Source organism: Mycobacterium sp. NGS41 (assembly GCF_059812725.1).
In genome coordinates, this window is the sequence record NZ_JCALDF010000027.1 from 1 (window position 1) to 14,170 (window position 14,170).

The window sequence follows — 14,170 nt, forward strand, 5'->3', positions numbered from 1 at the left end:
TACGCCAGGGATCGTGGGTGTACAAAGCCCGGCTGTCCTGCGCCGGCCTACCACAGTGAGGCCCACCACATGCAAGGCTGGACCACCACCCGCCGCACCGACATCGACGACCTCACCCTGGCCTGCGGCCCAGATAACCGCCTCGTCGAAACAGGCTGGACCACACGCACCAATGCCCGCGGCGACACCGAATGGATACCACCGCCACACCTCGACCACGGACAACCAAGAACGAACCCCTACCACCACCCTGAACGATTCCTCCGCAACGGGGACGACGACGAACCCGCTTGACACCAAGACAGCCGGGCTTCGAGTTAGCTTGCGCTGATGGCTGTTCAATACTCGTGTCGGGCCATGTGCGTTCCGCCTTGCAGGTCGTCGCCGTCGACTGCGACCAATGCCGGAACCATTTCGCTGGTGACGAGACCCTGGCGCTGAGTGAGATGGTCGATTACATCGAAGCAATTTGCGATGTTGTCCGGCGTGTCAATGACGATGGTGACCGCGGGGACGTGGCGGGACAATTGAAACAGCTTGTCACCGTGTGGTTTATGGTCGCCGTGAAATCCCCAGATGCCGCGTAACACCGTTGCGCCGCGCGTCGATTTGCGCTGGCGCAGTTCGCGGATCAGCGCGCGGTGGATCGGTGCGCGGCCGTGGCGTGCCGCCTCCGAGGTGTAGACCATGACCTTTTGCCACAGTGCCAGCCCATGTTCATCGGTGCCGGGCAACGCATGTGGGCGTTCAACGAGTTCGCCATCACGCTTGCATACCCGGACACGTTCGAGGGTGATCAGTGGGCGCCGAAGCAGGCCGCCGAGTTCGGGTAATACGCGTCCGATCTGATCGCCGCTGCCGACGGCGATGATCATCATCGGCACATCGGCGTTGCGGTCCAAGAAGCGGGCACGCTCTCGCCGCCCGTGAGCGGTACCGTCGACGCCGAGAAACACCGAGGCGCCGGCTAGCCCGCGGCGATACATCAGGTCGCATAGCGCCATGTAGGCGGGCATACCGAACACGCGTTCTTTGCGACCAACGTAAATGGTCATCTTTGTCGCTTCGTGGAGTTCCTCGTCCACGCGTACGGGACCGATGTCGTCGCGCAACAGTCGCGCCCGCTCCAGGGTGACCAATCCGCGGTTGGTCATTTCCAGCATGGGGTCCAGCAGGCTTTCGACGGTTGCCTTGGTATCGACGGCGATCACGGCGACCGGCGGATCTTCGGACATCGACAATGATTGGTCACTGCGTAGGTGGTGGCGCAGGCCGAAGCCGGCGATTCCACGCAGCATGATGCTGGAGGCAACCTGCCGTTCCTCGAATAAGTTCAGCATGGCCTCGGCCAAAAACTGGCCGTTGGTGCGTTGCCGCTCGCCGAAGTACGTAGTTAGCTTGAGCGATTCTTGGTCCACAGACGTGCTCCTGTTCTCTAGGTGACCGCAGCCCGGAAACGTTGCGCCGTAATGGTCCACCGCGTCATGATGTCGCGTAGACCACGGCCAGCACTGCCAGTACCGCGATCAGCATGTAGGTCATGTAGGCGTCGAGGCGCCCCGATTGCAGCCGCAGAGCAGCCCGCGCAAGTCGCAACACCGCCCTGGACAACGGCCGGTACAAGAAGCGCTCGACAACGTCGACCACATCAACGCGGTAGGTGAACGGGTAACCGTTGTCCGCGTTGCCGGTGGAACCAGCTGCCGGACGCAGTAGTTCGGTACGGGTAAGCAGGAGGTTGGACAACACGTTGCGGACCGGGTTCGCGTAGGCGAAGGAGGTGTAGCCCACACCGCGGTCCACTCCAGGTGACGCGGACGACCACACTGGCACGGTGCGGGCTCGCCATGGGTTTCGGCCACCGAACACGGCCGCCACGGCAACGAGAATGAGCATCATGGACGGCAGCACGATCCACAGCCAGCTGGGAGACAGCGCCGAAAACTCGGCGAACACCGGCTGCAGCACCCACGGCTTGGCATTCGCGCCCTCCGCTTGAGCGCCGACGATCGGCCGCAGGCCAGCTCCAATCAGCCGCACCAGGAGCGGCGCGAATGCGGCCGCGCCCAAGCACCCCGCTACTAGAACAACCACACAAAACCGGTACGCCCATTGCCGATCCAACCTGCTGCGTTCTGGATCGATCAGAGGCTCGCCAATGCGCCGGGGCCCGAACGCCGTCAAGGCCACCACTCTCACGAACGTGACTGCGGCGATGCCAATCGTCAACGCGACGAGCGCTGCGGTGAGCGCGGTAGTCAGTTGCATCGACAGGCTGGTCACCCGGAACTGCTGCATCAGCGACTCCAGGATGAACCACTCAGAGGCGAAGCCCGCTGTCAAAGGCAGTCCCGCCAAGGTAAATGAGCCAATCACCAAGGATGTTCCAGCCCAAGGTAATTGGCGCACAACCGCACCGAGCCGGTCGAGATCGGTGGTTCCGGTAGCCTGCTCGATCGTCGAGACTGCCGCGAACAGAGCAGATTTGCCAAGCGCATGCGAGATCGCCTGTGCGGTTGCAGCAACCAAACCTGCAGCGACGAGTTCCGGGTTGCCGCCGGTGGCGCCGACCAGTGCAGCACCGTATCCGGCCGTGATTACACCGGCGTTCTCGACACTGGACCACGACACCAGGACCGCCAGATCGGGATTGACGGCCGCGTGCGCGATCCCCAGGATCGCCGTCAAGCTGCCGACAAGCAGCACCGTGCAGGTCAGCCAGACCGCTGGGGCGCCGAGGACATGCAGGGTGCGCCACATGCCGTAGAAGCCGACATTAACGGCAACACCGGCCATCACCGCCCGGGCCGGGCCCGGGGCGGCCGTGTATCCGCGAGGCATCCAGATATGGGCGGGAACCAGGCCGACTTTGATGCCGAAACCGAAGAGCAGCAACGCATATGCAGCTTGTCCTACGGCGCTGCGCGTGTCGACACCATCAGCGATGAAGGCGAACGTGTGAGTTCGGCTAGCTAGCAGCAGCGCGCCGAGGAGCAGTGCAGCGCCGCTCGCCCGTCCGAAGATCACGGTGGCCACCGACGCTTCGGCGCGGCCGGGCAGCGTCCTGTCGTAACCGGCAAGCAAGTAGAAGGCGACGCTCAGTACTTCCCACCCGAACAGCAGGACGAAGACGTTGTCGGCGGTCATTATCACCGCCACCGCGGCCAGCACTGACGCAACCGCGGCCGGCAACCGTGGACGCTGGGGATTTGCCGAAGCTGCCGCCGCTGACAGGACCGGCACCGCCACAGAAAACGTGATGATCAGAAAGAGCGCGGACAGCGCGTCGACGGTCAGGCTCGCCGGTCCGAGCCCACCCAATAAGCCCAGATCGATCGCGTCCGACCGGCGACCCGTTAGGCATCGCGCGCCAATGATAACGAACGTGGCAGCCCCGACGATGTTCAGCATCCACCCGAGAGCGGTCGCCCAGCGTCGTGTGCGTTGGCCGGTGAGTCCGGCGCACCAGCCGACCACCGCCGCCGCGGCCAGTAGTCCGAGGCCGGCGGTGATCACTTCGCCTCCTGAGAGCTATAGGGGAGGCGTCCGAGAGCCAACAGGATCGCGTGCAGCAGGCTGAACGGGGAAGCGGGCGCCCCGGGCACCCAGACGTCGATGTCCGTCGTTTCCGAAACCCCTGTGTTGCCAGTGGATTCGCCCCCAATCAGACCGCCGCTGATCGCGTCGGCGCCAGCGGCGATGACGACTTTGGGGGACGGCATCGCGTCGAAGGTCCGCCGCAGGGGTTCGGTCATCCCTGCCGCGCCCACTCCGGTGACCAACAGAATGTCGGCGTGGCGGGGGCTGGCGGTAAAGAAGATCCCCAACCGGTGCAAATCGTATACCGGGTTGGTGAGAGCATAGATCTCCCACTCGTCGCTGCCGTCGGATCCGGTGTCCACGTGACGAATGTGCACCGAGCGCCGCAATCGACGGACTCGGCGGGCGAGCTCGGCACGCACGATGGCGAGCGCTTCTTCTGTTTCCTCGACCTGCCCGACGATCAGTGTCCCGCGCGTCAGGCCGGCGGTGGCACACCCCGGCGCCCAAGTGAACCAGTCCGGGGCACGGGCCACGCAGCGCCCGCACAGGATGCAGCGGCCCCGGTCGAGTTGTAGTCGCGGTTCGGTGCTGATCGCTGAGGTCGGGCACGACGCGGCGGCGTAGGTGATCGCTCGTGGCAACGGTTGGTCATTTTCGGCGGCCTCGTGCACGGTGACCGCCGCGACGAATCCATCGAAATAGCGATCGCGGTGGCTCGGCCAGCGGGTCGTCACGATCCCGTCGCGCAGCCCTCGCAGTACCCACAGCATTTACATCGCCACCCCGGCGTAGCAGAGCCCGAAGCTGGCCTCGATAAACGGGAAGTCGGTGAAGATGTCACCGCCGAATACGTCGTGGAAAAGCAGCAGGTTGTGCAGAGAGGCGGTGCGTGCGAAACACCGCCCGACGGCTCCGCGGCGAAGCTCCACCGCATACAGCACCTCGCCCTGCGGGGACTCTGACCAGCCGACCCCGAAGCCGTCGGCATCATCGGGCACATCAACTGCGAGCGACTCGTCAGAGATGGTCAGCAACCGGTTGCACGCCTGCCGAATCAGCTCGGCGGCCACGTCCATTTCGTCCCAACGCACTCGCAACCGCGCCAATGCGTCACCGTCCTGATGGACGGCAGGTTCGACGGCGAGCAACTCACGGTACCCGTCATAGGGTCTGCCCCGCGCGTCGTCGGAACAGCCCGAACCGCGCCCGACGGGTCCGAGCGCTCCGTGTGAGATGGCCAGCTGGGTATCCAAGTGTCCGGCACCGCGCACCCGGTCAAGGAACGTTGCATCAGCCATCAGCGTCCGCCGGTCACCGTTGATGCGCGTGAGGATCATCGTGAGCCGCTGCAAGGTGGCCGGCACGGCAATTCTCGGCGGCGCCGCGACCCCGCCAATACAAAGCACCGATCGTCCGAATCGGTTGCCGCACAACGTAGATATCAGACGCATGATGGATTCCTTGTGCCAGCCAAAGCGGGCAGTGGGAATTGCGAGGCCCGCGGCGTCGCACAGCCTGATGACGACGTCGAGGTGGTTGGCTATGCGTTCCAGTTCGGCATGCACGACGCGAATCAGCTGCGCGCGCCGGGGCGGAATCACAGCGGTCAGGGCCTCGACGGCGTGCGCGAAGGCCAACCCATGGGCGACCGAAGCGACACCCTCCACCCGTTCGGCCACCAGCAAGGCGTTGCTGACCGGCAGTGCCTCAAACCGTTTGGCGATGCCTCGATGCTTATAGTGCGGACGGATGTTCAGGTGCGGAATGTCTTCACCGGCGGTTTCGATGAGAAACTCGATCGACTCGTACACCCCCGAGCGCACCGGCCCCAGGGGCAGGCTGAACACGCCGCGGCCATGCACGTCGACAGGGCCGTGCCGCTCGGTAGCCCGTGAATGGATGTGGCGGTCCATCGCCGCCTGGTCGGCATGGCCGGGTCTCGGTGTCGGCTGGCCCGGTTCGCGCGGCAACAACAGCGGTTCCAATCGTGGATGGCCGACGGGCACTGCCCCAGACAAATCGTGTACCGCACGCTCATACCAAAACGCCGCCGGCACATCGGGAGTCAGTGCCGGGAAGGTCAGCGAGCCGTCATCGCCCGCGGTTAGAGCGGCGCGCAGGCAGTCGACGCTGCGAACGCCGACCAGCAATGCATGCAGTTGCGCGGTATCGCCCCGATGGGTGCAGTAAACGCCGGCGAATCGCTGGCCGTCGGCTACTCTGGCCACGACCTGCTCGCGCCATTCGACCACGGGCAGGTCAACCACGACTCCGGCGGCCATGGAGGTCATGGGGCACCCACCGCGAGGTCAGCCGCCGCGTGGTTGAGCAAGTCAACCAAGTCGCCCGGCCGCACCACCCCCAGGATTAGCAGCACCACTACACCGGCCACGACGGGCGCAACCATCCACTGGCTGGGTTCGCCGGGGATCCCGGCGGTTTCGTCGCACTCCGGAGCATCGTCCTTGGGATGGAACAGGATTCGCGTGGTCGCAATGGTCAGACCCAAAAACGCCAGCGTCACCAGGCAAACGAGTGCAGCTGTTGCTGCGTTACGCGTGTGAGCTAAACCCCCTGCCACAATTTGGAATTCGCTGCGGAAAAGCCCAAATGGCGGCATTGCTGACAACGCGAGGACCGCGACCAGAAACAACGGCCCCGACCAGGGCAGCACCCGCACGCCATCGGCCATGGCACGCAGCTCCTTGGTGCCAAATTTGCGTACCAAGACCCCGGCACCCATGAACGCATTGCCCTTGGCCGCCGCATGAGCCAGCACGTGCAGCAGCACGCCCGATAGCGCGAGCGGCACACCGAAGCTCACCCCGATGGTCAAGATGCCCATATGTTCGACGCTGGAATAGGCGAGCAGTCGCTTGATGTCGCGCTGCTCAAGCAGATACAGCGCCGCTAGCAGCAGTGACGCCACCCCGAAAACTAGCAGTACGGTCTGGGGGAACTTCGGGCCTAGCGAGACCACGCTGATTTGGTAGTAGCGCAGGATCGCATAAAAGCTGACCGCCAGCAGCGAGCCCGATAGCAGGGCCGATACCGGGGTGGGAGCCTCAGCGTGCGCATCGGGTAGCCAGGTATGAACCGGAAACAGACCGACCTTGGTGCCATATCCAACGACTGCCAACACGAACGCCAAGCGCACCGGTGTCTGCGGCAGGTGGACGGCTCCGTGCATCAGCGGATCGAACGCCAAATCGTAGGACTGGCCGAGGACCTGAGATCCGGCGTAGTACATGAAGATCGTGGCCGACAGCCCGATGCCGAGCCCGGAAGACGCGATCAGTACATATTTCCAGGCCGCTTCGGTGGCGCCCTCGGTGTTGTCCAGAGCCACCAACAGCGCGGACACCACGGTGGTGATCTCCACGGCGATCCAGAGCAGGGCAAGCCCGTTGACCAGTGGTGCGCAGATCATCGACCACGCAAAAGCATTGAGCCCCAGATAGAACCGCCGGCTGTGGCGGGCGAATGCGATCCGCTTCTCGACCGATTCGTCGCGTACCGCGCGCGCCTCGGCCTCCAGATAGCCGATCGCGTAGATCGCCGTCGCGGCGTACAGGAAGCAGGTACCAAGCACGAACACCACCGATAGAGCGTCGGCGCGTAAGTAGCGCAGCGCGGTCTGGGTATGGCCGAGGGCACCTGGCACCGATGCGACCGCCAACGCAAGCGTGCTAACCCCGGTCAGCACGGTCAACGCCGCGGCAATCCGGTGCGGCACCACAGCGCACACGGTGGTCGCCACCAACGGCAGCGCGATCAGCAGCACCAGGACCACCGACATTGCCTAGCCTCGGAGCCGGTCAAGGTTCGCGGTCGACAAGGATTGGCTGCGGCGGTGATGAGTGCGCATCAGCACCCCGAATACCACCACCGCGACGAGTAAGTCGAACAGGAACGCCACTTCCAAAATCAACGGCATTCCCGCCGCCACGACCAGGCTGGCTACCGAGACACCGTTTTCCAGGGAGAAGAATCCGATGGCCTGGCTGACCACGTCGCGGCGCACGATCATCAAGATGAACGCCACCAGCACTACTGCCACGGATAAGCTCAGCGCCGCGGTCGGTAGCACGTCGGAGTGAATGCCGAGAACACCGACGGTGAAGAAACCGAATGCGCCGACTCCGATTGAAATCAATACCTCCTGCGCCACACCGAGCGCACCGCTGCCCGCGATCTCCTGGTTGGCCTCGCGCAGCAAGCTGACGATCAGCAGTGGCACCACAACGACTTTGAGCATTAGCGATAACGCCGCCAGCGCGTAGAGTTCCGGAACATGGCGCCCAAATGCCACCACCGCCGCCAGCACACTGACGGCCAGTGATTGACCGGCGTACAGACGCACTTGTGCGCGCAGCAGCGCAGCGCGCAGCATACCGAATTCCAATAGCAACACTATGAGCGCCACCGTGTTGGCGATGCCGTCGAATACGCTTGGAGCGGAATAGGTGGCAGCCACTGCCATCATCCACCTCCCAGATAGAGGGTAAATACCGCCAGTACTGCTAAAAGCAGTGCAGCGGAGACGAATTCGGTGATCTTGAAAAGCCGGAGCTTGGCGTAGGTGTTGTCGAGGACCGCGATGGCGCAGCCAAGTAACAGTGCCTTGCCCAAGATCGCGGGAATGGCCAGCGCCACGGCCATTGCCGACGTGCTTGAGGCCATACCCCACGGAGCAACGAAGACGTTGAGCAAGATTACATACAGCACAAGTTGTTTGGCCGCCGATCCCCACTGCAGCAGGGCCAGATCGGGGCCGGAATGCTCGAACGATCGCCCCGTCTCGATCATCCCGAACTCCGTGGTGCCGGTATGGGTCTCGACAGGAATACGGCCGGTTTCGAACAGGATCACCATGAACAATGCCGCCGAAGCCAGCAGGTGCGCTGGCCGCACAATCTGCGCGGGTCCGCTTCGCACGGTCGCGCCCAGCACATACGGCAGGTCGGTGGTGGTGATCATCGCGACCGTGAAAACCACCAGGAGCATGACCGGTTCAGTGATCGCCGCGAACGTCTTGGTGCGGCTGGAGGCCAATTGCGCGTATGCATCGCCGGTCTCGGCGGCGGCCGCCGCGACCAGGAAGCTGGCGAACGCCAAAATCAAACCGCCGCCGAGGATATCACCCATGTAGCCCAGCGGTAGGGCGTAGCTGGTAAGTACCGGGATCAGCATCGGCACGGTCAGATAGCACGCCAACGAGGCCAATGGCGCTATGCGGAACAATGGTCCCGCCCCTTGAGGCACCAATGTTTCTTTGCCGAACAGCTTCGCCAGATCGAAGTAGGGCTGCAGGACACGAGGGCCCCGCCGGCCCTGCAGACGCGCCTCAAACCGCGCGATGAATCCGCTGACACCAGGCGCGCCTGCTGCGACAGTCAGAACCTGCAACGCCTGGATCACCGGCAGCGGGAGACCATTCACGGGTCACCCTTGATAACCGCTGTCGCGCAATGCGATTCGACGCGTGACACGAGGTGTGGGCTCATCGTGGGCCGCCGCACCCACCGCCGTTAGGGCGGCAATAGGCGTAATCCACCTGCGACTCCTTCGGTGCACAGGTGCCATCAGCCTTGGGGCGGTTCGGAAATCAAATTTCCTGGCGGACTCCATCGCCTTTGTCAGTTAAACAACAGGGATTCGGGTTGGTCAAGCGTCAACTTAGTTGGCGACGACGAAGCGGTGATATCCGACCTTCAGGATGTTGACATGCCGGTAGTTCCGCGGGCGCGATGCGCCGCGGAGCAGTCAGCCGGCCATGCCCTTCGTCTCAGTTAGGGATAAAGCGTCTTTTCTGTTCTGTGACCTCCTCCGTGGTCATGAGTCCAGAGTCGTGCAGCTTGGCAAGGAGCGATTGCGCCCGTGCGGCGAGTTCGTTTAGCTCGGCAGCTATTTCGGTAACTGGGCCGTCGGGTGGCTGCTGCGCTGGCTTCGGCATTTCGCGACCCGTCATCCTCATCCGCTCACCTCCAAGCCCCATGGACGTAGTGCTACCGACCGCACCTCCCGCCACACCCGCTAGTGCCATCTCACTGAACAGGCCGCTGGAAGTAACTGCCGCAATTTCGGGAACGGCTTCGGCGCTGGTGATCGGCAATGCATAGGCGGCAGGGCGGAATGCCGGAGCCGCAGACGCCCAGCCCGGCGGCACCGACAACCCGCGGATCGAGATGCCCTGTCCCATGCTGGCAGCCACAGGCTGCGCCGCTGTCGACGGTTCACCTACGCCACCTGCGCCGCCGGCAATCCATTGTGGCAACATGGCGGCGCCCGGCCCATCTCCGGTGAACGGCCCCTCACCTTTAGCGAAGTCACGGTCGGCATTGATCCGAAGAGCTCTCATCGTCGTCGTTGCCGAGACCGACGACGCCGACCCGCTAAAAATCGACGCCGGCGCCGCGGTAGCGGCCGCTACTGTATCGGCGGCGGCCACAGGTATGGCGATCGCCGTCAGGATGGTCCCCAGGGTGGAGAGCGGGTCCGGCGGATCGGCTGCCGCCGGTGCCGCCGCGAGCCCCTGCAGGGCCTGGGGGAGCGCCGACATCACTTTCGGGCCGCTCGACATGATCGCCTGCGGTACCGCGGCGGCTTGGCCGGCCACTCCCGCCGGGTTGGTGGTCGGCGGGGGTGGTGTGAACGGTGTCAAGGTTGCTGCTGCCGCCGACGAGCCGGCGTAACCGTACATCGCGGCGGCGTCCTGGGCCCACATCTCGGCGTAATGGGCTTCCGTGGCCGCGATCGCCGGAGTGTTCTGCCCCAGAATGTTCGTCGCAACCAACGTCAGCAACAGGCTGCGGTTGGCCGCGATCATCGGCGGGGGCACCGTCATCACGAAGGCCATCTCGTAGGCAGCTGCTGCGGCCCTGGCTTGTGTGGCGGCTTGCTCAGCTTGCGCAGCCGTTGTGGTCATCCACGCGACGTATGGCAAGGCTGCTGCGGCCATCGACGCCGACGCGGGACCCAGCCACGGCCCGCTGCTCAACCCCGAAACCACCGACCCGTAGGAGTCTGCCGTGGAATCAAGTTCGGCGGCCAGCCAGTCCCAGGCCGTCGCAGCCGCAAGCATCGGCCCCGAGCCGGGACCGGTATAAATCCTGCTGGAGTTGATCTCCGGCGGTAGTATCGCGAAATCCATTGCGCATCCTTCGTCTAGCCGGCTGCTATGGCGTTGGCAGCTTCTGTGGCCGCATACGATGCGGCGCTGGCCCCTAGCGCGCCGACAAACAGGTGATGGACCGCTTCCGACTGGGTGCTGATCGCCTGGTACATCTGCGCGTGGATGGCGAATTGCGCGGCCGTCAACGCCGACACCTCATCGGCAGCAGCCGGAATCACGCCGGTCGTTGGCGCCGCCGCGGCCGAATTCTGGGCTGCCATCGCAAAACCAATACCTTCCAGGTCGGCGGCAGCCGCCGTGAGCGTTGCCGGCTGCGTGGTCACAAAAGACATAAGATTTCCTTCCGTACGAGTCATCGACTTGTGAATGACAAAAGTTCAGGCAGCCTTCCCCCCTCATTCGATGTGCAGCACTTTCTGCACTGTTGTTGAAAACCCGCTCCCAGATTGCAGTTTGGCGAGCGGGGTAGCCGGCCAATCCGTCGATCGGTGACGTGAACTCGCGTGCAAACCATGAGAGCCGAGTGGCTGAATCAGTAGACACCGAGTGCAGTAGAGGGCAGATGGACTTCGCCGGATGCTGAGGATGAGTTGCTCATAGCGGCGAGAAGTTGACCTGACGGCCTCACGATGTGCAACGCGAAAGCCGTTCGGCTCCAGCATATTCCGGATCCATCGAGTTGTCCTGAATGCCGTGCATGACGCGCTCTCGCAAGGCCAATCGAGTACCGCATGCACCCACACGTGGGGAACAGCACGGCAAACCACGATTAAGACGCGAGATAAGTGAGCCACCGTTAACCACCTGCCTTGCACCCGAGCCAAGTAACGGGTAGAAGCCATCAGCCAGGTGCGGCGGTTACGGCGAGCTTCATCGCCTATGCGCGATGGTAACGTCGGCCTAACCGCGGACGCAATGTCGCAAACACAATCCTCGCCCAAGCCGACCTCAAATATCACGGCGTCGCGGTAGGCAACCAGCCCTTACGTTCGGGGCCCGCAATCATCGAGACGTGGTGCCGTTCTTGACCAAGCCGCGTCGTCATTGGTTAACTGGCTGTGGCGATGGCGTCCGCCTGGGGAATTGTTCTCCGAACCGCCAAACTGGCTAATGGCACCTGCGAACCCGAGGAGTCGCAGGTGGCACCTGTTTGCGCGGCCTTGCTCGGCGAGTTGGTGCACGACGTCGCCGCGGTCCCGATATATCACTCGCGTCGTTCAGCCCAGCGCTTCCACGACCAGATGGCGCACGACGGTCTGCCGCCGCTGATCATTCAAGTGCTCCAGGTGACGGCTGTCGCTGAAGTGTCACCTGCGCTTAGCGGCTTCATCTCTTGGTTCGAGCCGAGTTTGCGAGGCTGTCGCGATTGCCTGCGGGTCGCTGGCCAATCATCCTATTCCCGACCCATGAACACAATGTCTGCGGCATTCGTTACCAAACGTCTTGTACCGTCCGGTTTTTCTTACACGCGCGCTTCGTGGATGAAAGGAATCGGCCACCGAAAGCGGCATGCCGGTGAGCTGCCGGTGCCGACCGGGGCAGGTGTTGCGAGATCGACAAGAGGTTGTGAGCCGGCTACTGCGGCCGCTGGCGAAGCGTGGTGACAATCGCATGAAAACCATCATTGTCTCTGGTAGCGGTGGGCTCACGGCCGCGATTATTGAAGGGTTGGAAAGCGCCGGAGCTCGTGTCGTCCGGCTCGTCGACGAGGAGGTCGCCGATACGCCGGACGACCTCGTCGAAGCTGGCGTCGCCCAAGCGGCTGCTGTCGTGTGCACCGGCGATGACGATGTGGCGAATCTCGAAATTGCCTTGCTCGCAAAGGAAGCCAACCCCAACATTCGCGTGGTAGCGCGATTGGCCAACGACGTGCTACGTGAGGCGCTCAACGACGATAGTGAACTTGGCGCGATACTCGACGTCGCCGAACTCGCGTCAACGTCAATCGTTGAAGCATGTCTGGCGCGCACCACCCACGCGTTCACCGCAGCGGGCATTGAGTTCCTGGTGTCGGGCAGCGAGGCCGTCCGCGACGACACGCTGCGCGAACTGTACGGCGATCTTGCCCCGGTGGCGGTGATTCACGGCCAAAGCTCACCGACCCCCGGAATGACGGACCTCTGCCCGGGACGCGACCTCGCGGTGCATGCCGGCGATTGGGTGATGATGATCGGAACCGTGGACGAGCTCAGCGCTCGTGGTACTAAAGCTCCGCGCCCCACTAAGTCGCGATCCCGACGACCCCTCTTGCGCCGGTTCCTCGACGGCATACGCGCTGTGCGTGACGACGTGAACCCGGCGTTCTACCCGATCATGAGCGCACTGGTGATACTTATCATCGGCTCGATGGCCTTAATACATTTGGGCTATAAGGCTTCACCGCGGATGTCGTGGATTGACTCTTTGTACTTCACCGCCGAGACCCTCACGACAACTGGCTACGGCGATTTCAGCTTCCTAAACCAGCCCGTCTGGCTGCGGCTATTGGCTGTGATGATGATGTTCGGTGGCGTGATCAACACCGCACTAATCGTCTCCTTCATCGCAGACGTGCTGCTTTCACGTCGTTTCATTTACTCGGCCGGGCGTCCCCGAGTGCGGCATCTCCGCAATCATGTAATTGTTATTGGGCTCAGCGCGGTAGGGGCACGCGTGGTGAATGATTTGACCACTGCTGGATACGAGGTCGTGGTCATCGAGCGCGACCAGAACAACCGTTTCGTGTCTTCGGTAATCGACCTCGACGTTCCAGTGATCTTGGGAGACGCGACCATGCATCAGACGCTTGAGTTGGCGCGCGTCAATCGGGCACGCGCGGTGGCGGTGATGACCCGAAGCGAAGTGGTTAACGTTGAAACCGGCATCATCGCGGCCAGGATGTTGGGCCGCCCATTGTCGCCCAAAGTCACTCGACCGGACGTGCCGCTGGTGTTGCGAGTATACGATCGCGCGTTGGGCCGCGTGATCGCAAAGCGATTCGGCTTCGTTAACGTTCGCTCAACCGTTGAGCTGGCCGCACCGTGGTTTATCAGCGCCGCAATTGATCTCGACGTGCTGGCCACGTTTTCGGTCGGGCAGAGCTCGTTTGTGGTCGGCGCCATGCGGGTGGTGGTCGGCAGTGAACTCGACGGAATGCAAATGTTCGAGCTCTCCACCAAGACTCGAGTCATTGCGATCACTCGGCCGGGTTCGCCGGTTAGGCTGCATCCCCGTCGCGACGCCCGATTACGCGCCTACGACACTGTCTACCTCATTGGCCCATACCGCGAGTTACTAGAGACGCTCCGCAAAGGGCAGCTTCCGGAGCTGTCCGCTACCGTCGATCGATGATGGCATGCGCCAAGGGTGAGGCACTTACGAAGGACGGCTGAGCGCTGGTGCTGTACACCCGCGCCATGGGTACCGCTCAAGCGAGTTTGATGCCGTCGAAACGTATGTTCGCGGCGTTCTCGGACTGATAGTGTGATCGCGGCGGTGGGGCTCGCCACAACC

11 protein-coding genes and 3 riboswitches are annotated in these 14,170 nt (G+C 63.2%); of the genes, 2 read left to right on the plus strand and 9 right to left on the minus strand.

Annotated features, from left to right (window positions below):
* Positions 1–294, plus strand: a 294-nt coding sequence (locus AC5Y21_RS20305; protein WP_499914998.1) for an HNH endonuclease signature motif containing protein, incomplete at its 5' end; no start/stop codon positions are given.
* A 44-nt stretch (positions 295–338) separates the two neighbouring features.
* On the opposite strand, the gene AC5Y21_RS20310 is transcribed toward AC5Y21_RS20305, so the two are convergent.
* From AC5Y21_RS20310 to AC5Y21_RS20350, 9 genes are all read right to left on the minus strand, one after another.
* Entirely contained in the window at positions 339–1,418 is a 1,080-nt protein-coding gene (locus AC5Y21_RS20310; protein ID WP_499914999.1) for a DUF190 domain-containing protein, read from the minus strand.
* 64 nt (positions 1,419–1,482) lie between these two features.
* Positions 1,483–3,516 (minus strand): proton-conducting transporter transmembrane domain-containing protein, encoded by a 2,034-nt coding sequence (locus tag AC5Y21_RS20315; protein ID WP_499915000.1) that lies wholly within the window; start codon positions 3,514–3,516, stop codon positions 1,483–1,485.
* Positions 3,513–4,313: an NADH-quinone oxidoreductase subunit B family protein gene (locus AC5Y21_RS20320; RefSeq protein ID WP_499915001.1), complete on the minus strand. Its 801-nt coding sequence runs from the start codon at positions 4,311–4,313 to the stop codon at positions 3,513–3,515. The genes AC5Y21_RS20315 and AC5Y21_RS20320 overlap by 4 nt, the downstream gene beginning before the upstream one ends.
* Complete coding sequence (locus AC5Y21_RS20325; protein ID WP_499915002.1) at positions 4,314–5,834, minus strand: hydrogenase large subunit; 1,521 nt, start codon at positions 5,832–5,834, stop codon at positions 4,314–4,316.
* Positions 5,831–7,342 (minus strand): proton-conducting transporter transmembrane domain-containing protein, encoded by a 1,512-nt coding sequence (locus AC5Y21_RS20330; protein ID WP_499915003.1) that lies wholly within the window; start codon positions 7,340–7,342, stop codon positions 5,831–5,833. The genes AC5Y21_RS20325 and AC5Y21_RS20330 overlap by 4 nt, the downstream gene beginning before the upstream one ends.
* A gap of 3 nt (positions 7,343–7,345) precedes the next feature.
* Entirely contained in the window at positions 7,346–8,026 is a 681-nt protein-coding gene (locus AC5Y21_RS20335) for a hydrogenase (protein ID WP_499915004.1), read from the minus strand.
* Positions 8,026–8,985, minus strand: a complete 960-nt coding sequence (locus AC5Y21_RS20340) for a respiratory chain complex I subunit 1 family protein (RefSeq protein WP_499915005.1) — start codon at positions 8,983–8,985, stop codon at positions 8,026–8,028. The genes AC5Y21_RS20335 and AC5Y21_RS20340 overlap by 1 nt, the downstream gene beginning before the upstream one ends.
* A 127-nt stretch (positions 8,986–9,112) precedes the next feature.
* Positions 9,113–9,187: riboswitch (Fluoride riboswitch) on the minus strand.
* Between the two features lie 144 nt (positions 9,188–9,331).
* Positions 9,332–10,696: a PPE family protein gene (locus tag AC5Y21_RS20345; protein ID WP_499915006.1), complete on the minus strand. Its 1,365-nt coding sequence runs from the start codon at positions 10,694–10,696 to the stop codon at positions 9,332–9,334.
* Between the two features lie 14 nt (positions 10,697–10,710).
* Positions 10,711–11,010 carry a PE family protein gene (locus AC5Y21_RS20350; RefSeq protein WP_499915007.1) on the minus strand — a complete coding sequence of 100 codons (300 nt, stop codon included), beginning with the start codon at positions 11,008–11,010 and terminating at the stop codon, positions 10,711–10,713.
* Between the two features lie 493 nt (positions 11,011–11,503).
* Positions 11,504–11,565, minus strand: a riboswitch (Fluoride riboswitch).
* Between the two features lie 164 nt (positions 11,566–11,729).
* Positions 11,730–11,805, plus strand: a riboswitch (Fluoride riboswitch).
* A 484-nt stretch (positions 11,806–12,289) separates the two neighbouring features.
* Between AC5Y21_RS20350 and AC5Y21_RS20355 the strand changes: the two genes are divergently transcribed.
* Positions 12,290–14,008, plus strand: coding sequence for a potassium channel family protein (locus AC5Y21_RS20355; protein ID WP_499915008.1), 1,719 nt, complete (start codon positions 12,290–12,292; stop codon positions 14,006–14,008).
* The last annotated feature ends 162 nt before the right edge of the window (positions 14,009–14,170 follow it).

What these genes read in the sequence shown, in the direction of transcription:
- AC5Y21_RS20320 (WP_499915001.1), bottom strand. Translation starts at nt 4,313, where the DNA reads ATGCTGTGGGTACTGCGAGGGCTGCGCGACGGGATCGTGACGACCCGC.
- AC5Y21_RS20325 (WP_499915002.1), bottom strand. Translation starts at nt 5,834, where the DNA reads ATGACCTCCATGGCCGCCGGAGTCGTGGTTGACCTGCCCGTGGTCGAA.
- AC5Y21_RS20330 (WP_499915003.1), bottom strand. Translation starts at nt 7,342, where the DNA reads ATGTCGGTGGTCCTGGTGCTGCTGATCGCGCTGCCGTTGGTGGCGACC.
- AC5Y21_RS20335 (WP_499915004.1), bottom strand. Translation starts at nt 8,026, where the DNA reads ATGGCAGTGGCTGCCACCTATTCCGCTCCAAGCGTATTCGACGGCATC.
- AC5Y21_RS20345 (WP_499915006.1), bottom strand. Translation starts at nt 10,696, where the DNA reads ATGGATTTCGCGATACTACCGCCGGAGATCAACTCCAGCAGGATTTAT.
- AC5Y21_RS20350 (WP_499915007.1), bottom strand. Translation starts at nt 11,010, where the DNA reads ATGTCTTTTGTGACCACGCAGCCGGCAACGCTCACGGCGGCTGCCGCC.
- AC5Y21_RS20355 (WP_499915008.1), top strand. Translation starts at nt 12,290, where the DNA reads ATGAAAACCATCATTGTCTCTGGTAGCGGTGGGCTCACGGCCGCGATT.